Below are 20,220 nucleotides of genomic sequence, written 5' to 3'. Positions count from 1 at the left end.
TAGATATTGTATTTTAATATTACAAAGAGGTTATATAATGGCAAAAGAAAAAGAACATATTAACTTAGCATTTATTGGACACGTTGACCACGGAAAATCCACTTTAGTTGGACACTTATTATTAAAAGCTGGTGCAATCGCTGAACAACAATTAGATGACGGTGAAAACAAATTCAGATTTGTTATGGACAAATTAGGAGAAGAAAGGGAAAGAGGAGTAACTATCGACTTAGCTCACCAAAAATTCTCCACCAACAAATACGACTACACTGTTGTAGACTGCCCAGGACACAGAGACTTCGTTAAAAACATGATCACTGGTGCATCCCAAGCTGACGCAGCTGTATTAGTAGTAGATGCAAAAGATGGTGTAATGCCTCAAACCAAAGAACACATGTTCTTATCCATGACTTTAGGTATCAAACAAATCATCATTGCTATCAACAAAATGGATATGGTTGATTACGCTGAAGACAGATTCAACGAAGTTAAAGAAGAAGTTGGCGTTTTACTCAAATCTATTGGTAGAAACCCTGCTGACGTACCTTTCATCCCTCTCTCTGCATTTGAAGGGGACAACATCAAAGAAAAAAGTGACAACATGACCTGGTACAAAGGCGGAACACTCATGGAAGAGTTAGACAAATTAACTCCACCTGAAAAACCTGTAGACTTACCATTAAGAATTCCTATTCAAGACGTTTACTCCATTACTGGTGTAGGAACCGTACCTGTAGGAAGAGTTGAAACCGGTATCATGAAAAAAGGTGACAACGTTATCTTCTTACCATCCTCAAATGTTAACGGAGCTACTGGTGAAGTAAAATCTATTGAAATGCACCACGAACAATTTGAAGTTGCTGAACCTGGTGACAACATCGGATTCAACGTAAGAGGTGTAGGTAAAAACGATATCAGAAGAGGAGACGTAGCTGGACACACTAATGACGCTCCTACTGTAGCTAAAGAATTTACTGCACAAGTTGTTGTATTACAACACCCTGGTGTAATCACCATTGGATACACTCCTGTATTCCACTGTCACACTTCACAAACTGCATGTACTTTCTTAGAATTAACTTCCAAACTTGACCCTGCTACCGGTCAACCTCAAGAAGGAACCCCTGACTTCCTCAAAACTGGTGATGCAGCTATCGTCCAAATCAAACCTACTAAACCAATGGTTATGGAAGAAGCTCAAAAAATACCTCCTATGGGAAGATTCGCTATCAGAGATATGGGTCAAACTGTTGCTGCAGGTTTATGTCTTAAAGTTACCTCAGCAGAATAAGTTTCTAAACAATTAATGGGAAAGTAATTTATTACTTTCTTTTATTTTGTTTTTTTTGGAGGATAATACATGAATCAAGCAAGAATTAAACTTACTGGAACTGACCCAGAAAAATTAGCATACGTATGTGATCAACTTAAAAAAATTGCTGAAAGAACTGGTGTTGACTTATCTGGTCCTATTCCATTACCAACTAAAAAATTAGTTGTACCAACAAGAAAATCTCCAGATGGAGAAGGTAAAGCTTCTTGGGAAAAATGGGAACTCAGGATTCACAAACGTTTAATCGGTATTGGAGCTGATGAACGTGCAATGAGACAAGTCATGAAAGTCAATGTTCCTGATAATGTAAGTATTGAAATTGAACTTAAAGGATAAATATTTAGATTCCTTTCTAAATATTCCTTTTCATATGCCGAGATAGTCTAGTCTGGTAAGGCGCAGGACTTGAAATCCTGTGAGGTCATCCTCGCCTGGGTTCAAATCCCAGTCTCGGCGTTTTTATACTATCTATTTTTTAAAAAAAGTTTTTTAATTTGATATCTAATTCATCGAGATTAGATACTATATCATTTTTATTTAATTCATCTATTTTTGGTCTTTGAATCATCACGATTGCGACATTCCTTTCGTTTGCCGCATGGATCTTTTCTATGACTCCGCCGACTTCGCCGCTTTCCTTGGTAATCATCACGCTCGCATCGTATTTTTCAATCAGCTCAAGGTTCTCCTCAACCGTTGCGGCGCCAGTCATTGGTATGATGTGGTCTGGGTCGACGTTCAGTGATTCACATTTCCTGATGGAGCTTTCAACCTTCAGGATCCTTGGGTAGAACCTGTCCACTGAAACGTGATTCAGGATGTCTGCCATGGTGTTTGCGCCTGCAAAGTGAAGGATGTTTCCCTCGTTGAACTCATCGGCTATCAGCTTTCCCGCATTATCAAATGATTTCACGTAATGTATGTTTGAGGTGTCTATGCCTTCAAGGTTTGTTGTTGGCCTTTCAAAGCGGATATATGGCATGCCCAGTTCCCTGGCAAGGCTTGCGCTTGTCTGGGTGATGTGTTCTGCGAATGGATGTGTGGCGTCAATCAATAGGTCGAAGTCTTCATTGATGAGGATTTCCCTTATTTCGTCCTTCAGCAATGGTCTGGTTATTGTATCGTCACTTCCCCCTTCCTTGGCCAGTTTTCCACCATATTCTGTGGTGGTGGTTGTTAAAATGTAATAATCATAATTTTCCTTGATGTGCTGTATTATGTTTATGGAATCTTTGGTTCCGCCGAGCAGGAATACTTTCATTTTATCACTCTGGTCATCAGTTTATCTGCAACAACTATTGTTAAAGCAACGATTATAATCATCACCCATTCCATCAGATTAAGTGAGGTTGTTCTGAATATGAGTTGCAGTTGCGGAATGTATATGATCAGCACCTGAAGCACGAATGAAAGGACAATTGCCAGGTATAGGTATTTGCTTGATGCGTCAGAATCGGCCTTTCTGTTGTATGCGTTGAAGAGCTGATACATTACGAACAGGGTAAATGCGACTGTCATGGCCTTTTGCTCTGTGGCATTGATGCTGAACTCATAGGCGAACACGGCTATTGTTCCTATTGCCATCACAATTCCTGAAATCAGGATTTCAGCCAATGTTTTTCTTGTCAGGATGTCTCCTGTTTCTGGAGGACGCTCCATCAAATCCCTTTCGGCGCCTTCAACACCCAATGTCTGGGCAGGAGGTCCATCCATCACTATGTTCAGCCATAGAAGCTGCACCGGGTTGAACGGTAACGGTAGGGACAATAATGAGCTTCCAACAATGGTAAGTATTGCACCCACATTGGTGGATACCTGGAACTTGACGAATCTCTTGATGTTGTCATAAATCTTACGTCCCTCTTTAATGGCCTTGACGATTGTTGTAAAATCATTGTTCTGCACGACCATGTCTGCGGATTCCTTGGCAACATCTGTTCCGTCACCCATAGCAACACCGATTGATGCCTTTTTGAGTGCAGGGGCATCATTGACGCCGTCTCCGGTCATTGCAACTATGTTTCCTGTATCCTTAAGGGCCTCAACGATCATCATTTTCTGTGCCGGTTTCACACGGGCATAAACTTGAATGTCGTTTGCAATCTTATGGTACTCCTCCAGGGTCATGCTTTCAAGCTCTTCACCGGTTATGACCATGCCGTCTGTCAGGATTCCCAATTCCTTAGCTATTGCGCATGCTGTTTTCTTGTAGTCTCCGGTAATCATTTTTACCTGTATTCCAGCTTTTTTACATGCATCCACGGCATTTTTGGCATCCTTTTTAGGAGGGTCTATCAATCCGAGCAATCCTGTAAATGCCAGTCCCTCTTCAAGAGGTGCGTCATCTTCGATTTTGTATGCAAACCCGATTACTCTCAGAGCCTTGTCGCTCATTTCATCAATTTTTTTACTTATGATTTCCTTGAATTCATCGTTAATTATTTCGATATTTCCATTATTATCTATGTATTTGCATTTGCCTAGAATTATTTCTGGAGCACCTTTTGTTAAAACAATATTGTCTTTATCGTTTAGGATATGTGTAGTGGTCATCATTTTACGATTACTGTCAAGAGGAATTTCATCAATCCTCTCAAGCTCGATTTCAACGTCCCTGCAGTATTTTAAGATTGCTCCATCGGTCTGGTTTCCTATAACCTCTTCGTTGGCGATGATTGCATTGTTACAGAGTTTTCCTATCTTTAGGGTTTTCTCCTCATTTGTGAAGTATGAGTCAACAACGGTCATCCTGTTTTCGGTAAGTGTGCCTGTCTTGTCACTGCAGATTATGGTACAGGACCCCAAGGTTTCAACAGACAGGAGTTTTCTGACAATCGCATCGGATTTGGCCATTTGTGACATTCCAAGCGCCAATGTCAATGTCAGGACCGCAGGCAATCCTTCAGGAATGGCTGCAACAGCAAGTGAAACGGCAGTCATGAATGTCTCTACAAGCGGAACGCCCTTAAAGAGCTCCAAAATGAACACTGCAATACAGACAATGATTGCAATGATTGACAGTGTCTTTCCAAGATTTCCCACCTTTGTCTTGAGCGGGGTTTCCTCATCATCCTCCTGAACGATCTGTGCGATTTCGCCGATTTTTGTTTTCATCCCGATGTTCTTGACTATTCCCATTCCGTTTCCGGAAAGGATGTTTGAATCCATGTAGACCTCATCGTCAACGCTCTTGTGGATTGCCTCTGATTCTCCTGTCATTGATGATTCGTCAAAGCTCAGATCATTGGCTTCAATCAGTATCAAGTCGGCAGGCACCTTGCCTCCCTCTTCCAGAATGACGATGTCTCCAACGGTAAGCTCCTCTGAGTTTATCTCGTGGATTTCATTGTTCCGCTTGACGACTGCAGTTTTCACAATCAAATCCTTGAGGCTTTCCATTGCCTTCTGTGAGCGATATTCCTGTATGAATCCCATTATGACATTCAATAGGACTGCAAGAAGAATGACTCCAGCGTCGATAATGTCCCCAATAGCATATGCAGCAATGGCAGCCACTATGAGCAGGCCAAGCAGAATGTCGACAAACTGACTTAAAAAGAGTATTATCAGGGGGGTTGCCTTTTTCTCGTCAAGCTTGTTCAAACCGTATTTCTTCTGTCTTTCAATGACCTCTTCTGTGGTCAGGCCCGTTTGAATGGAGTTATCGTTGCCTTTCATCGTATCACTTTAGAATGTAGAAACTTGCCCTGTTGAAATTTTTCAGCTTCATTTTGACCTTGCCGGTGTTCAAGTCCTCGTTTGTGAGGGGCTTGATGATGAGTTGCGAGTCGATTTCGCAAGCCAGATTGACTAAATGGGGTTGCAATTCACTTGGCGGTCTTATTGAATATATGAGGTCCACATTTTCATATAATTTTAAATTTGGATTTGTTATGTCGTCCATGATTACAGTGGAATCCTTTGGGGAGATGTCTGTCTTGATAAGGGTGATATTGTCCTTTTTTGACAATTCATCCGCTATCCTATCAAATTTTCCAACGGCGATTTCGGCTATTGTGACGGGTTCATCTCCGACTTCATTCATTATGTATTGTGCAAAATCATTCCACATTTTCAATCCCTTAATTAATATTAGTATCCAAAATATTAAATACATTGTTTTTTAAATTTTAGTTTAGCATGATTGTTAGAAAATTCACACCAAACGATTTAAAAAGAGTTTTTGAAATAGAAAGCATGTCCTTTAACCAATCTTATGGGATAGAAATGGTTCAACAGCTATATGAGATGGGTGTGGGTTTTCTGGTGGCAGAAGAAGATGGCTATGTCATCGGTTATGTCATTTTTTGGATTAAATACGAGGATCAGGGTCACATCATATCGATAGCCGTCGATAAGAACTATCGCCGTTTGGGCGCCGGAACGCAATTGTTGGTAAAGGCGATTTCAATCCTGTCCCTTTTGAATATCCGTGCAATATATCTGGAAGTGAACGAAAACAACACTGGTGCAGTTGAGTTTTACAAGACATTTAATTTTAAGATAGACCGTGTGGTTCCGGGATACTACGAGAACGGTGATGGGGCTATAATAATGTACATTCCATTAAATGGAGGTAAAGTTTCCCCCTAGCATTTGCTGATACTGTGATATGGCATCTGCAGGCATGTGTCCTGTTGCAAATAAAATCACAATCAACGCAATGTAGAATCCGAATATTGCCAATTGTATGTGTCCGTGCTTTCGGGCAACCGGATCCTTTCTGGTGGATAGGTAAATTGCAATGATCAATCCGAGGATTCCTCCAAGAATTGAGAAGATGTATCCGAAGACTATCAACAGTCTGCTGGTTCTGTTGGATTTGTATTGCTGAGCATCCCTGATGACTTCTTTTTTTATCACAATCGGATTTAGGGAGCTGTTTGGGTCTCCTTCAAATTGTTTTTTGAAGACAAGGGGGGTTCCACATTTCACGCAGTAATCCGCTTCATCCGGGTTTGGATACTGGCATAGTGGACATATGCTTGAATCAGTGGGGATTTTTGGAAATTCGTGTCCGCACTTTATACAAAATCCATACATGTCATCGCTTGTTGTTCCGCATTGAGGACATCTTCTAATCATACTATCACTTAGTTAATTAATTAACCAATAATAATTAATAAATGTATTGTTTTGGATAGTTATATTAAACTTAGATGATATAATTAGATTGAGGATATCATGATTGAAAAAATTGAAATCACACAAAGGTTTAATTTCAAGCGGTTAAATCGCCATTATGAGTGTTTCACAATTGATTTGGTGAACAGGAATGCCTATTATAAAATTTCAGAGCGTGGCAGTGGCGACAAATTCGTTAAGGAAAATCCGATTTGTGATGATTCATGGGTTGGCATACTTGTCGATTTAAGGCGCAGGATGACAAGCAAAATCCATAGACTGACTGATGAGCAAATTGATGATTTTATCCATGATTTCAATGAATTGAACCTTTTTGAGGGTTTTCAATCAGAAGAGTTCTCCTATTTTGAAAAGCTTGAGCTGGTCTATTCCTGCCAGGTCATAATCTATTCCACAGATAATTTTGAGGAGTATGCATTTAAAAACAATTATCCGCTTAACTGGATTCGATTTGGGGAGATTTTAAGCAATCTCTTCGGTTTTGATGTGCTTCACCTGAATTACCAAAGGCAATTGGCAACTCCTCTGTACTATGACATCAGGCGTGACGGCGTTTATGGCCCTGACAGGTTAGCAATCAAGGCAATTGAATTCGGACATTACCGCACATATCCCTATGAGCTTCCGAATCCACGGTTGATTATTAATTTTGAGAAAAATAAGATTGACGGATATGTCGAGAAGGACTTGACTGCTAATGATAAAAGCTTAATTTTGGAATTGCTTGAAAAGTATCATGTTTACACGTGGATTTTTGACGAATACCACAATAAGTCCAGGACTCGTGATCCCGATGACTTGGAGGGATATGACTGGTACCTGGAGATGGTCTTTGAAAATGATGTCATATGGCACATATTCGGTTACAATGACTACCCTGACACTTATGTTCATATGGCTCGTGAAGTGATGGAGATTACTGGAATGGACCTGATGGAGATAAACACCATTTCAAGTGCTGATTTGGAACTGTATGAAAAATTTGGCAGCGAATTGCTTGATAAACCTATATGAGTTAATAGGCCACTAACTCGACATATTCGTCAAGCAAGTCAAAGAGTTCCTCTTTCGTATTCATCTTAAACAGTCTTGGCTTTATTTCAGCGCTTCGGTAGCGCCCTTTCAGGTAATATGCGGCATGGGTTCTCATCTTATGCATTGCAACCTTTTCAGGCCTTATGTCGCTCAATAGCTCTGCATGTCTTTTTATCATTTCAATCCTTTCTTCCAACGTGACCCTCTCAGGTTCGATTCCCTCATCCAGGTATTCGATGCATTGTTTAATTAGCCAAGGGTTGCCCAGGACTCCCCTGCCAATCATTATCGCATCACAGCCGGTTTCATCAATCATTCTTTTTGCATCGTAGCATGTGAATATGTCCCCGTTTCCAATTACGGGTATTGAAACGTTTTCCTTGACCTTTTTGATGATGGACCAGTTTGCCCTGATGCCGTAGCGCTCCTCGCGTGTGCGGGGATGGACGGTAATTGCTGAAGCACCGCAATCATCCACAATTTTGGCTATTTCGACCGCATTGATGCATTTATTGTTCCATCCGCTTCTGATTTTGGCGGTCACGGGAAGGTCCACAGTATCGACGACCGCACTGATGATGTCCCTGATTTTATCAGGGTCCTTTAGAAGTGCGCTTCCTGCTTGGGCCTTGACTGCTACCTTGGTGACGGGACATCCCATGTTTATGTCGATTATGTCGGGTTTCATGTTCTCTTCAATGTATGCGGCAGCTATCTTGAAGGATTCGGCTCCTGATCCGAATATCTGTTGGGAAATTGGCCTTTCTGAGTCTGTCATGTAAAGCATTGACTGGGTTTTCCAGTTGTTATACATCAATGCCTTGTCAGATACCATTTCGGTCGACAGCAAACCGCAGCCCATGGACTTTGCAATCCTTCTGAATGCCGAATCGCATATTCCTGCCATCGGTGCAAGTGCCACCTGATTGTCTATTTTGACATTGCCAATTTTCCATTTCATAAAATTCACATAAGATTATTGATTTTTTGGTGTTTTTTCATTAATTATTTATATTTGTATTTATATAATTATATCTATTATATTAATTTAATTTTTATGGGATAACATGGCTGGAGTATCATCAAAAGAATTATATGAATTTAAAAAGACATTAAAAGAATTAGCAAATAAGAGAGGCAGAGGTACTGAGCTTGTTTCCGTTTACATTCCACCAAACAAACAGTTGAGTGATGTCGGTAAGCACATGAGAGACGAAATGGGTCAGAGTGCTAACATCAAGAGTAAACAAACAAGAAAAAATGTACAGTCTGCAATTGCGGTAATATTGGAAAGCATCAAGTTATACAGGCAACCTCCTGAAACAGGTTTGGTTTTATTTGTAGGTATGATTCCTAAGGGCGGTCCTGGTACCGAAAAGATGGAGAAATATATCATAGAGCCACCTGAACCGGTTACAACCTATTGGTATAAGTGTAACAATGAGTTCTTCCTGGAGCCTTTGGAATACATGATTGAGGAGCATGATGTCTACGGCGTTGCCGTTATTGACAGAAATGAGGCCACCTATGCTACATTGAAAGGTAAAAAGGAAAACATTCTCGGTCACCTGACCAGTGGTGTTCCTGGAAAGCACAAGGCAGGGGGTCAGTCACAAAGGAGGTTTGACCGTGTCATTGAGGATCTTGCTCACCAGTTCCTGAAACGTATTGGGGACCATATGAATGAGGCATTCCTCCCACTCAAGGATGATTTGAAAGGAATCATCATTGGAGGGCCTGGTTTCACCAAAAAGGATTTCTATGAAGGGGATTACCTCCAATATGAATTAAAGGATAAGGTCATGTCTGTCGTCGACACTTCCTACACTGGTGAAGAGGGCATTCGTGAGGTTATCGCAAAATCCGCAGATGATTTGGCAAATCTTGATGTTATGCAGGAAAAGAAACTTGTTCAAAGGTTCATCCATGAATTGAGAAAGGATAAGGGTCTTTACTCCTATGGGGAGGATGAGGTTAGAAACAACCTGACCATAGGTGCTGTTGACGTGTTGCTTTTATCCGAGGATCTGACCAGCATGCGCAAGACATTCACATGTCCTAGCTGCGGAACTCAAAAGGAAATCACAGTCAAAACACAGGCCGAAGCTGATAACCTTGAGGAAAGATGTCCTAACTGTAATGAAGTTTTAAAAGAGGAATCCTCAATGGATTTGGCCGAGGAGTTTGTGGAAAAGGCAGAGGAAATGAACACTGATGTTGAGTTTATTTCCACTGAAACTGAAGAGGGTATGCAGCTGTTCCGTGCATTCGGTGGAATCGGTGCAATACTCAGATATTACGTTGAATATTAATTTAAATAGCTTTTAAGCTATTTTCACTTATTTTTTTTATTTAATTTCTGTCGGGTTTTTCCACCGCCAAGGTTTTGCTGGAAGATACTTTCCGACATTTGTTTATGATTTGATAATTTTTGTTGCTATTTGTAGATTAATACATTGAAACATTTATAAAATTAAACACTTTTTTTATATTTTTGTATAATTTGTATAATGTATATCTTAATTTTTATGAATAATATTAATATATTTATCTTAAAAATTGAAAAATATTTAAATACTAGAAGTGGCATATAATTAACTGTATTGTTAAAACTTTCAATGTACAATATAAAACTTATTCAAATTTCGATTTGGAGGAATAATTTTGTCATACGTAGATGAAGTAATTGAAACTATAATAGAACAAAACCCTTCAGAACCTGAATTCCACCAAGCAGTACGCGAAGTAATGGAATCTCTAAGGGTAGTGATTGAAGAAAACGAAGAAGAATACAGGAAAAACGCTCTTCTCGAAAGATTGGTAAATCCAGAAAGACAAATCAAATTCCGTGTACCATGGATTGACGACAACGGCCAAGTGCAAGTGAACACCGGTTACCGTGTACAGTTCAACTCAGCAATCGGACCTTACAAAGGCGGATTACGTTTCCACCCATCCGTAAACCTCGGAATCATCAAGTTCTTAGGATTTGAACAAATCTTCAAAAACTCATTAACCGGACTTCCAATCGGTGGAGGTAAAGGTGGATCAGACTTCGATCCTAAAGGAAAATCTGACAGGGAAATCATGGCATTCTGTCAAAGTTTCATGACTGAATTATGCAAATACATCGGAGCTGACACTGATGTTCCTGCAGGGGATATCGGAGTAGGTGGCCGAGAAATCGGTTTCTTATTCGGCCAATACAAAAGAATCAGAGGATTATACGAAGGTGTATTAACTGGTAAAGGATTATCCTTTGGAGGATCTCTTGCAAGAACCGAAGCAACCGGATACGGATTATTATACTTCACAAACGCAATGTTAAAAGCAAATGATATCGACATCAAAGGAAAAACCATTGTCGTATCAGGTGCAGGTAACGTAGCTACCTACGCTATCCAAAAAGCACAACAATTAGGCGGTAACCCAGTAACCTGTTCCGATTCAACCGGATGGATTTACGACCCAGAAGGAATCGACGTAGAGTTATTAAAAGAAGTAAAAGAAGTAAGACGTGAAAGATTAACCGCTTATGCTGAAGCAAGACCTTCCGCTGAATACCACGAAGGCAAAGGTGTATGGACCATCAAATGTGACATCGCATTACCATGTGCAACCCAAAACGAATTGCAATTAGAAGATGCTAAAATCTTAGTTGAAAACGGTGTTTTAGCTGTTGCTGAAGGAGCAAACATGCCAACCACTATTGAAGCAACTGAATACTTACAGGAAAACGGTGTATTATTCGCACCAGGTAAAGCTTCCAACGCTGGTGGAGTAGCAACTTCCGCACTAGAAATGTCACAAAACTCAGAAAGATTATCCTGGACTTTCGAAGAAGTTGACGGCAGACTCCAAACCATTATGGAAAACATCTTTGAAAATGCTGCAGCTGCTGCTGAAGAATACGGCATGGACAAAAACTATGTCGCAGGAGCAAACATTGCAGGATTCAAGAAAGTAGTTGACGCTATGAACGCACAAGGAATCGTATAGATTTCCTTGTTTCTTTTTTCTTTTTTAGATTCATTTTTTTTATATACAATTTTTTGTTAAATTGGGTAATTTTTTTGTGTTTGTGTGTTTTTGTGTAAAGTCGCACTTCCAAAATTTTTAATATTTTTTTAAGATATATTATTTATTGGAATATCGTGATTTTTATCCAATGCATTATTAAATAATTTTTACAATAATGATTTATATAGAAACCATTCTTTATTAAAAAATTAACAATGCTTTCTATAGAAAGCATTATATACTGAAGTAATATAATATTCATATAGAAATATCATTCAAGGTGGAACAGATGATTAAAAGGGAAATGTATTTAGACCAGATTCGCCAAATTATTGGTACAGATTTCATAAAAGTAATTGTGGGACTGCGCAGGTGTGGAAAGACATCTTTGCTAAAAAGCATCATGGAAGAGCTTCAAAATCAGGGAATCAATAAAGAAAACATAATCTATATCTCCTTTGAGTTGGTTGAATATAAAAATATTTTCACTTCCGAACAGTTGGATGAAACCGTATTGAATTTAACCAAAAATCTTGATGGTAAAGTATACCTTCTTTTTGATGAAATTCAGCAGGTGGAATCATGGGAAACATCCATCAATTCATATAGGGCATCATTTGACTGTGACATCTACATTACAGGATCCAATTCAAAACTATTGTCAAACGAGCTGGCTACCCTTCTTGCTGGCAGATACATTAAAATCAATCTGTATCCGTTTTCATTTAAAGAGGTATTGCAATACCGTCAAGAAATTGACAATGTGAAATTAAACAATGAATCAGTAAAAGAACAGTTTAATCAATACCTGTTATTTGGGGGGATGCCGGGATTGCTTCCGATAAGAGATGATGATACAAAAGTCAATGCTCTTCAAGACATATATGATTCAATAATTGTTCATGATATTCTTTCAAGATACACCATAAATGAAATTGACTTGTTCAAACGCTTTTCACATTACCTGATGAATTCCACCGGACAAACCTTCTCCAAAACAAGCATTACAAACTATCTGAAAAGTGAAAACAAAACAACAACACGCAACACTATCTCAAATTTCACTGATTATCTTAAAGACTCCCTATTCTGCAAAAGGGTAAGGCGCCAGGATATTTTAGGCAAAAAAATACTAAAAACTGAAGAGAAATATTATTTGACAGACCAAGGATTCCACCATGCATTGGTTGACAATAACAATAACTGGTTAGGAAGGATTTTGGAAAATGTTGTTTTCAACGAATTGGTGAGAAGGGGCTATTCTGTAAAGATTGGAAAGATACGCAATAAGGAAATAGATTTTGTCTGTGAAAAACATGACAATAAGATATATGTTCAAGTAGCATATCTCTTGTCGTCACCTGAAACAATCGAAAGAGAATTTTCACCGTTAATGGATGTTCCGGATAAGTATGATGCTTATGTTTTAAGCATGGACGAATTCGACATGTCTCAGAATGGAATTAAACATAAAAACATTATTGATTTCTTATTGGATGATGAAATTTAGACAGGTCGGGTGGTATCGCCTAATTCCTGACAAGGAATCGTATAGATTTCCTTGTTTCTTTTTTCTTTTTTTATTTATTGGATTATATTAAATTCTTTTTTTACAATCATAATCATTTCCATTAATACTTACATATAAATAAGTTCTTTGATAAAACTTTAATCATATCAGATATATTTTACATAAAACCAATGGTTTTTAACAATTTATTTGACATATAGAAAAATTCCTGCGGGAATATGGAGACAAGTTATGAAAAATAAGATAATAATTCTCACATTAATCCTCTTGGCGTTATTCAGCATAGCCGGCGTTTGCGCTGGTGATGTGAATGATACCTTAACTGCGAGTGAAGATGATTCACAACTTGAATTGAATGATGCAGGGGATGACCTAAAAAGTATTGCTGAAAATCAGGTAATCGAAGATAAATTTGTTGAGGATAATGGATCATTTGCTGCATTGCAGGAAAGGATTGACAATGCTGGAGATAATTCCACTGTAGTGTTGCCAAACAATTATCTTCTTGAAAGCGGATTTACAGAAAACGGAATTTCAATTAACAAAAACCTAAAAATTGACGGAAATGGATTTACCATCAATGCTAATGGCAGTGCAAGAATATTCAATATCACCGGTGCTGCTGTTACCCTACAGAACATTAAGTTCATCAACGGTAAACTGGAAGGCATGGGAGCGGCGCTATATTGTAAAGATAGCAATTTGACAATTATTAACTGTACTTTCTCAAATAATCATGCAACAGGAGATAATTCCCAAGGGGGAGCTATCTTTTTCAATGGCGATAAATTAACAATTTTTAATTCAGAATTCATTGCCAACTCTGCAGATTATGATGGGGGAGCAGTATATCTCAAGGGAGATTATGGAATTATCAATGCTTCCAATTTCACCAACAATAGGGCTTACTTTAACGGTGCCGTTTATATGAACAGTCTGAATGGAACTGTAGATGATTGTCTATTCGCCAACAATGTGGCCACTAACAGTTCCGGAGCTCTCGGTTTGGTTAAAAAACAAAATGGTACAGTTTTCAATTCCTATTTTATCAATAACACTGCGCCGTTTGGCGGAGCCATTTACGTTAATGAAGGAAACAATTTAACAGTAGAGGCCTCTAAATTTATCAAGAACAATGCAAGCATAGGGGGAGCCATTTACTTGACTGGTGGTGATGGAATAATTGCCAATTCTTCATTTGATAGGAATTCCGCTTCTGAAGATGGAGGGGCCATATATCTCAAAGGTAGTGAGGGAATCATTGTTGATTCCAATTTCACCAACAATAGGGCTAAGAATTATGGCGCTTTATATATGGACAGCATAAAGGGAATTATGGATAAATCTATATTTGTCAACAATGTGGCAACAGAAAGTGCAGGTGCTCTTGGTTGGGTTAAAAAGGAAAACGGTACCATCAGAGGTTCCAAATTCATTAATAACAGTGCGCCAATCGGTGGCGCAATATACGTAAACAACGCAAAGGAGTTTTACATTACAACTTCAGATTTTGTAAACAATACTGCGAGTTTGAATGGAGGAGCAATATACTGGGATAGCGGAGCCGATGGAAGTATCACTGTATCATCATTCATAAACAACAATGCAACTGAAAACGGCGGGGCACTATACTTTAATGGAACTAATGGAAAAATTGCATATTCACAATTCACCAATAACACTGCCGCTTCAGGAGGAGCAATATACAACAATGGTTCAATAATTGCCGGAAACACTAAATTTACCAACAACACCACCTCTGATGGAAATAATGACATTGCAGGCAGTGGTTCTGCAGAATACATTGTGAACTTCGATATTGATGCGAAGGATAATGTTTATGGAAAAATCGCTAAAATCAATGTCAATATAACCAGTAACGGCAAACCTGTAAATGGAGGTAATGTATCAACAGTTGTTAACAATGTTACCTACAATGCCAGTGTAGTTAATGGAGTTGCGACACTCCAAATTCCAAACTTAAAGATAGGAATCTATGAGTTATGGTTATCATATACCTCTAATGATTCAAGCTACCGCAGTGATAAAGATTATTATGAGTTGATTATAACCAAGCAGAATAGTGAAATAACTGCTAAGGATGCAGCATACATCATTAATTATGGAGGCAAATACTCCGTAACCCTTAAGGATTCAGATGGTAATGCTGTCGTTGGTGAAAAGGTAACATTCACATTTAACGGCAAGGTTATTGGGTCTTCTTCCACAAATGCTGCGGGTGTTGCAAGTATTTTCCTGTCTGCAAATGCATTGAAATCAGCAAAGGCAGGTAAAAAGAACATGGCCGTAACATTAACAAGCGACAACTACAATGCAACCGCCAAAGCCGTAAAAATAACAATCAACAAGGAAAAAACAAAAATAACTGCCAAAAACAAGAAATTCAAAAAGTCCAAAAAGACTAAAAAATACACAATAACCCTTAAAAACAGCAAAGGCAAAGCGGTTAAAAAAGTAAAAGTCACACTTAAGGTTAAAGGAAAAACCTATACTGCCAAAACCAATGCCAAAGGTAAAGCAACCTTTAAGATCAAAAAATTAACCAAAAAAGGCAAACACACAGCAACCATTAAATTTAAATGCAATGCTTACTACCTTAAAAGCTCTAAAAAAGTTAAAATTACTATTAAGTAGATGAATTTTCTCATCTACACTATTTTTTTTATTGGCCATTAAGTTATTTTGCGTGTTTTTGTGTAAAATCGCACTTCCAAAAGTTTCATATTTTTTAAAAATATATTCTTAGATAGAATTTCTTCATTTTTTTACCTTACAGGAATGTTCAGAATATAATGTATCAATTTACAATAATTATAAATAATATATCTAATATAATAAATGTATCTAATTAACTTTAATATACTGGAGTGTTCACTATGGCAATGAAAACAATTCGTGTTACTGAAGAAGTTCATACAAAACTAGCTCATTTAGGTTTAAAATCCGAAACATACAATGATATTATAGCTAGATTAATTGAGGTGTATGAAAGAATGTATTTTGAAGAATTAAGTGATGAAGATGCAGATTACTATAATGAAAGAATCAGACATTTTGAAAACGGGGACTATAGAGGCACAAGAAAAATTGATTTAGATGCCATCAAATAGTCTTAATGTCAACTATGAACTTTTTGAGGATAAACGGGCAATAAAATTCATGGATAAACATTCTGATGATGAAAAGTTGCTTAGGAGAATTTATAACAAATATTGTCTGTTGGCTTGTGATCCATATAATGAAGCAGAAAGTTCATTTAAAAGTAGAAAATGTCCCAAATGTAAAAAAACAAGAGTGGGAAATTATAGAATTATATATTTCATTAAGGAATCAACTAAAGAGGTTGAAATAATTGACATCGGCCCTAGAAGAGCCATCTATAAAAAATGGGATTAATTTTTTTCTTAAAAAGTATAATGGCATCTCATGTTTTCCGCACATGGACTCGTATAGATTTACATGTTTTTTTTAATCGATTGGTTAAAAATATAAAAAAATAAGTGGTTAGAGATTAAATCTCTAACGTCTAACTTTTAAGGTTGCTTTTACAACATCACTCAAGTAGCTCACTTTGATTGTGTATTTCTTGCCTGCTTTGAGTTTTTTGATGACTGATTTTTTGATGGTTACCTTAGCAATACCTTTCTTGTTGGTTTTTGCCTTGTAAGTCTTGCCTTTGACCTTGAATTTGATGACTTTACCTTTAAGAGCTGTTTTTCCTTTCTTGAGGGTAGCTTTCAATACAAGTTTTTTGGCGGACTTTTTGACTTTAACTGATTTTTTGGTTTTCAAGACCTGTTTCACTGTTAATGTGTTTTTAACGGTTTGGCCTTTGTATGTTGCAGAAATTGTGTATTTTCCTGGAGTGATTTTAGAAGGTATTTTCAGGATTGCATATCCATCCTCATCGGTTTTTACCTTGAAGGTGTGTTTGCCGATTTTAATGGTTACAATTTGATCTTCCTCCACAAATTTGCCATCGTTGCCTTTTACACGTACCTTGTATGTGTGTCCGTCGTAATAGTACATGTTGACGTTTGCATTTCCAGAGAATCTTGAAACGATATTGATGGTAACTCTTAATGTTTCACCATTTTTTGGATTTACATAGTCAATGTAGTGTTTTCCGATTGGATTAGTAGGATGGATGTTGATACTCAATATTCCTTCTTCGTTTGTTATTGCACCGGAAAGTTCTTGATTATCAAATTTGGCAGAAACTTTAGTATTTGCGAGAGGTTTTCCATTTGAATCAAGGAACTGCACTGCAAAAGATCCGCCTGCATTGTATGCCAAAGTCATATCTTTTTGGTCATCGCTGAAAATGGTTGTTTTTATCAATACAGGAGTTGAGAGAGTCATATTGTTGTAGGTTAGGGTTACAATGTATTCTCCGGTAGGTAAAATTCCCAATGAAATGCTGCCTGTATGATTGTTGAGTTGTATGGTGTAATTTTTATTGTTGAAGTTGGCTTGAATGGTATCGCCTTCAAGAATATTGTAAACTGTAAATATTGTTTCAGTTGCGTTATCATAATAGTTTACAACGTTTTTGGTAATCTCGCTGTTGTGATAGGTGTACGCCTTAATTGGTGCATAATAATTTCTGCTTCCGAGGTCAATTTTTTTACCTTCACTTATTACGTAATTCACATCTTTTTGGGTAATGCTTCTTGAATTTTTAACAATAGGCACTGAAGCGGATTTTATTCTGATTTCAAATGTTCTGTTTGCATCCACTGCAATGTATCTATTCAATTTAACTGTTTCATATCCTGCATGGCTTGATTTTCCACTTTGGCTGTAGACCATACGGCCATCGACATACACTGAAATGGTATATGGGCTGCCTGCAGTTTCAAAGTAGGTTCCAGCAGCGGCAATTATGTCTCCGTTTTCGCTGGTAAATATCTGTCCGTATGTATCGTAGTCGTCGTCAAATTCGTGCATTCCGATGATTCCATTCTGATAAAGTTTCTCGTAGTGCTCCACATTGTCAAATGTGAATCCCACAGCATTTGCAACTAATGATTTGTCGTAGTAGGAGACATAGAAGTATCCTCCGTCTCCCCATTCGCTTCCCCAACTGTTTTTACAGATCCATGCGCCGTTGCCGGGAGCCGGAGTAGAGAAATGGTTTTTTGAAAAGCTATCATTCCATCCGACTAATGTCACGTAATGGTTTCCCCCGTACTTGTTGTTGTACACTGATTTGTATATTTGACTGTAGGATGGATCCCTTGAATCTGCACCATATAGGAACATGTTCATTGCACCATGTGTTGTCAGATATTCCTTGATGGCATTTTTGTCCTTTATGTTTATGAAAACGGCATTTACTGTGCGGACTGCATCAGGACCATATTGTAGGCCAGAAACTTTTCCTAGCTCATCGTAAATATCATCGGTTGTGTTGATTGCCCCTAACCAGCTTACAAAGTATGCGGCAGTGATAACCATGTTTCCAGCCTCGGTTGTGCTGGTTTGCCCGTATTCTGAATAAGGCAGACAGAGGCTTTTAATATTGTTTTCGGAAACGTCCAGTTCTATTCCTGTTGCAATTAGGTATGATGATTCAAATGCTCCTGCTGCTCCAAATGCCCAGCATGAACCCATTGAGCCCTGGTTTTTAACACGAGTAACCAATCCCAAATCATTCAGATTGAAGTATGAATCTTTAGCGGAGCCATCAATATGCTGTGGGTTTAATATGATTTCTTCACCGTTGTATCTTATGACATAAGTCATATTGGTGTCGTTAATTTTGCCGGTGTATTCTCCGCAGTTTGTTATGCTGCTTCCTTCATCATCGAATCTTGTGTAGATTGTATTGTTTTTGAACGGTGTATTTTTGATTATGTACATCATCTCATAACAGTAAATGGCTTCGCCGTTGTCTGCAGAATTATCTGTAAATGTGGAATTGACAATAATTGCCTCTCCATGATCAAGATATAGGGCTCCACCGTATCCGTTAGTTTCTTGTGCACGGTTGTTTGTAAATGTGCCAGGTAAAATGACTACATTTGCCCTTGATGTGTAGACGGCTCCACCGTTTTCAGATGAGGTATTGTTAGTGAAAGTGGAGTTAATCAGGGCAAGTGTTCCTCCAAGCTGGAGTATTGCCCCTCCAAATTCGGCGGTGTTTTTGTTGAATGCAGTATTAGTGATTATAACCTTTCCTTCGCCTCGGGTATCACTGTCGGCTGCGATATCTGCAAAGATGGCTCCGCCGTTTCTTCCGGCGCTGACGTTTGTAAATTCGCAGTCAGTAATTAATAATTCGGCAAATCCTTTTTCATCTTCTCCTTTTACTGCAATGGCTCCTCCAGTTGCATTTGCCCTTAAGTTAATGAATTTTGATCTTGTGATTTGTGTGATTCCTAAATTATATATTGCTGTTGCATATCTTGAGGTGGCGTTTGCAAAAGTGGTGTCTGAAACATTAATAATACTATCTGATCCATAAATCAGGCCCCATCTTATAGGATTCCTGTTTGTAAATGTTGCATTTTTTATATCTATTGTTGAAGATAATGTGAATATTGATGATCCGGCAGTTTTAGCGGAATTGTCGGTAAATTTATCGTTTGTACTGTAATATTTACTATTGTTGCCGAGATATACGGCGCCTCCGTAGTCCTGAGAATTGGCATTTATGAATGTGACGTTGATAGTGTTCAATACACCGTTCCTCACGTCTATTGCGGTGTCATTGGTGTTTTTCAATACAAGATTTTTCAATGTTATGTTTCCGCCATTCACTTTAAATATGACGGTTTTTCCGTCGGCATCGATTACATGATTGTTCCCATCAATGGTGAAAACTTTTTTTGTAAACTCTATATGCTTGACACTGTCAGTATCCTTATATTTATAATCGCTTTCTAACGTTATTGAACCAGATGATTCGCTTATATTTTTTGATAAATCATCATATGATAGTTCGGAAGCGTCGGAAATAACGTCCTGTGTGTCGTCGAGTTCCAATGTGTCTGAAACTGTCTGATTTGCATCTTCAGCACAGGCAACTCCCATTGTCATTATCAATAAGAATAGAAAGACTATGCTTATCTTAAGAAATTTCAATATTTTTCCTCCATTTTTTTATACATTTTTAATTTTTGTCCATTAT

Annotated in this window: 16 protein-coding genes and 1 tRNA gene; 11 read left to right on the top strand and 6 right to left on the bottom strand. The window is 38.1% G+C overall.

The annotated features are described in order from the left end of the window. Positions 1-37 precede the first annotated feature (37 nt). From tuf to MBBTH_RS06610, 3 genes are all read left to right on the top strand, one after another. On the top strand, positions 38-1,291 hold the full coding sequence (tuf, locus tag MBBTH_RS06620; protein WP_116592273.1) for a translation elongation factor EF-1 subunit alpha: 1,254 nt from the start codon (positions 38-40) through the stop codon (positions 1,289-1,291). Between the two features lie 69 nt (positions 1,292-1,360). Further along, the gene (gene rpsJ, locus MBBTH_RS06615) at positions 1,361-1,669 is read left to right on the top strand and encodes a 30S ribosomal protein S10 (RefSeq protein ID WP_042691424.1); all 309 of its coding nucleotides are present in this window, start codon (positions 1,361-1,363) and stop codon (positions 1,667-1,669) included. Between the two features lie 36 nt (positions 1,670-1,705). Then, positions 1,706-1,789 (top strand) — tRNA-Ser (locus tag MBBTH_RS06610). Between the two features lie 19 nt (positions 1,790-1,808). On the opposite strand, the gene cobK is transcribed toward MBBTH_RS06610, so the two are convergent. Genes cobK through MBBTH_RS06595 form a run of 3 tightly spaced genes read right to left on the bottom strand, consistent with a single transcriptional unit; the run spans position 1,809 to position 5,405 of the window. Beyond that, positions 1,809-2,594, bottom strand: coding sequence for a precorrin-6A reductase (gene cobK, locus MBBTH_RS06605; RefSeq protein ID WP_116592272.1), 786 nt, complete (start codon positions 2,592-2,594; stop codon positions 1,809-1,811). After that, the gene (locus MBBTH_RS06600; RefSeq protein WP_116592271.1) at positions 2,591-5,011 is read right to left on the bottom strand and encodes a calcium-translocating P-type ATPase, PMCA-type; all 2,421 of its coding nucleotides are present in this window, start codon (positions 5,009-5,011) and stop codon (positions 2,591-2,593) included. Before MBBTH_RS06600 ends, cobK begins: the two co-directional genes overlap by 4 nt. A gap of 4 nt (positions 5,012-5,015) precedes the next feature. After that, entirely contained in the window at positions 5,016-5,405 is a 390-nt protein-coding gene (locus tag MBBTH_RS06595) for a UPF0146 family protein (RefSeq protein WP_116592270.1), read from the bottom strand. 68 nt (positions 5,406-5,473) lie between these two features. On the opposite strand from MBBTH_RS06595, the gene rimI reads away from it, so the two are divergent. Then, on the top strand, positions 5,474-5,926 hold the full coding sequence (rimI, locus tag MBBTH_RS06590; RefSeq protein ID WP_116592269.1) for a ribosomal protein S18-alanine N-acetyltransferase: 453 nt from the start codon (positions 5,474-5,476) through the stop codon (positions 5,924-5,926). Here rimI and MBBTH_RS06585 read toward each other — a convergent pair. Continuing rightward, positions 5,900-6,418 (bottom strand): zinc ribbon domain-containing protein, encoded by a 519-nt coding sequence (locus MBBTH_RS06585; RefSeq protein WP_116592268.1) that lies wholly within the window; start codon positions 6,416-6,418, stop codon positions 5,900-5,902. The two genes, rimI and MBBTH_RS06585, sit on opposite strands and share 27 nt — an antisense overlap. Positions 6,419-6,517: 99 nt before the next feature. Between MBBTH_RS06585 and MBBTH_RS06580 the strand changes: the two genes are divergently transcribed. Further along, on the top strand, positions 6,518-7,492 hold the full coding sequence (locus tag MBBTH_RS06580) for a hypothetical protein (RefSeq protein WP_116592267.1): 975 nt from the start codon (positions 6,518-6,520) through the stop codon (positions 7,490-7,492). 1 nt (position 7,493) lies between these two features. Here the strand turns inward: MBBTH_RS06580 and dusB are convergent, their stop codons facing one another. Continuing rightward, positions 7,494-8,474 carry a tRNA dihydrouridine synthase DusB gene (gene dusB, locus MBBTH_RS06575; RefSeq protein ID WP_116592266.1) on the bottom strand — a complete coding sequence of 327 codons (981 nt, stop codon included), beginning with the start codon at positions 8,472-8,474 and terminating at the stop codon, positions 7,494-7,496. 106 nt (positions 8,475-8,580) lie between these two features. Between dusB and prf1 the strand changes: the two genes are divergently transcribed. The 6 genes from prf1 (at position 8,581) to MBBTH_RS06545 (ending at position 16,481) form a co-directional block, all read left to right on the top strand. Then, entirely contained in the window at positions 8,581-9,825 is a 1,245-nt protein-coding gene (gene prf1, locus MBBTH_RS06570) for a peptide chain release factor aRF-1 (protein WP_116592265.1), read from the top strand. A 352-nt stretch (positions 9,826-10,177) separates the two neighbouring features. Continuing rightward, complete coding sequence (gene gdhA / locus MBBTH_RS06565) at positions 10,178-11,512, top strand: NADP-specific glutamate dehydrogenase (protein ID WP_116592264.1); 1,335 nt, start codon at positions 10,178-10,180, stop codon at positions 11,510-11,512. 310 nt (positions 11,513-11,822) lie between these two features. Next, complete coding sequence (locus MBBTH_RS06560; protein WP_116592263.1) at positions 11,823-13,043, top strand: ATP-binding protein; 1,221 nt, start codon at positions 11,823-11,825, stop codon at positions 13,041-13,043. Between the two features lie 252 nt (positions 13,044-13,295). Beyond that, positions 13,296-15,719 carry a hypothetical protein gene (locus MBBTH_RS06555; RefSeq protein WP_116592262.1) on the top strand — a complete coding sequence of 808 codons (2,424 nt, stop codon included), beginning with the start codon at positions 13,296-13,298 and terminating at the stop codon, positions 15,717-15,719. A gap of 242 nt (positions 15,720-15,961) precedes the next feature. Then, positions 15,962-16,195, top strand: a complete 234-nt coding sequence (locus MBBTH_RS06550) for a DUF7557 family protein (protein WP_116592261.1) — start codon at positions 15,962-15,964, stop codon at positions 16,193-16,195. Then, positions 16,182-16,481, top strand: coding sequence for a type II toxin-antitoxin system RelE family toxin (locus tag MBBTH_RS06545; protein WP_116592260.1), 300 nt, complete (start codon positions 16,182-16,184; stop codon positions 16,479-16,481). The genes MBBTH_RS06550 and MBBTH_RS06545 overlap by 14 nt, the downstream gene beginning before the upstream one ends. Before the next feature lie 123 nt (positions 16,482-16,604). Here MBBTH_RS06545 and MBBTH_RS06540 read toward each other — a convergent pair whose 3' ends face one another. Further along, positions 16,605-20,174: a C1 family peptidase gene (locus MBBTH_RS06540; protein ID WP_116592259.1), complete on the bottom strand. Its 3,570-nt coding sequence runs from the start codon at positions 20,172-20,174 to the stop codon at positions 16,605-16,607. Positions 20,175-20,220: the final 46 nt, after the last annotated feature.

This window comes from Methanobrevibacter thaueri (assembly GCF_003111625.1).
Taxonomy (GTDB): domain Archaea; phylum Methanobacteriota; class Methanobacteria; order Methanobacteriales; family Methanobacteriaceae; genus Methanocatella; species Methanocatella thaueri.
Note: the sequence above shows the minus strand (reverse complement) of the source record. Positions and strands in the feature narration are given on the sequence as shown.

What these genes read in the sequence shown, in the direction of transcription:
- MBBTH_RS06595 (WP_116592270.1), bottom strand. Translation starts at nt 5,405, where the DNA reads ATGTGGAATGATTTTGCACAATACATAATGAATGAAGTCGGAGATGAA.
- cobK (WP_116592272.1), bottom strand. Translation starts at nt 2,594, where the DNA reads ATGAAAGTATTCCTGCTCGGCGGAACCAAAGATTCCATAAACATAATA.
- MBBTH_RS06555 (WP_116592262.1), top strand. Translation starts at nt 13,296, where the DNA reads ATGAAAAATAAGATAATAATTCTCACATTAATCCTCTTGGCGTTATTC.
- MBBTH_RS06600 (WP_116592271.1), bottom strand. Translation starts at nt 5,011, where the DNA reads ATGAAAGGCAACGATAACTCCATTCAAACGGGCCTGACCACAGAAGAG.
- MBBTH_RS06545 (WP_116592260.1), top strand. Translation starts at nt 16,182, where the DNA reads ATGCCATCAAATAGTCTTAATGTCAACTATGAACTTTTTGAGGATAAA.
- MBBTH_RS06585 (WP_116592268.1), bottom strand. Translation starts at nt 6,418, where the DNA reads ATGATTAGAAGATGTCCTCAATGCGGAACAACAAGCGATGACATGTAT.
- rimI (WP_116592269.1), top strand. Translation starts at nt 5,474, where the DNA reads ATGATTGTTAGAAAATTCACACCAAACGATTTAAAAAGAGTTTTTGAA.
- MBBTH_RS06550 (WP_116592261.1), top strand. Translation starts at nt 15,962, where the DNA reads ATGGCAATGAAAACAATTCGTGTTACTGAAGAAGTTCATACAAAACTA.
- MBBTH_RS06560 (WP_116592263.1), top strand. Translation starts at nt 11,823, where the DNA reads ATGATTAAAAGGGAAATGTATTTAGACCAGATTCGCCAAATTATTGGT.
- rpsJ (WP_042691424.1), top strand. Translation starts at nt 1,361, where the DNA reads ATGAATCAAGCAAGAATTAAACTTACTGGAACTGACCCAGAAAAATTA.
- tuf (WP_116592273.1), top strand. Translation starts at nt 38, where the DNA reads ATGGCAAAAGAAAAAGAACATATTAACTTAGCATTTATTGGACACGTT.
- MBBTH_RS06580 (WP_116592267.1), top strand. Translation starts at nt 6,518, where the DNA reads ATGATTGAAAAAATTGAAATCACACAAAGGTTTAATTTCAAGCGGTTA.
- dusB (WP_116592266.1), bottom strand. Translation starts at nt 8,474, where the DNA reads ATGAAATGGAAAATTGGCAATGTCAAAATAGACAATCAGGTGGCACTT.
- prf1 (WP_116592265.1), top strand. Translation starts at nt 8,581, where the DNA reads ATGGCTGGAGTATCATCAAAAGAATTATATGAATTTAAAAAGACATTA.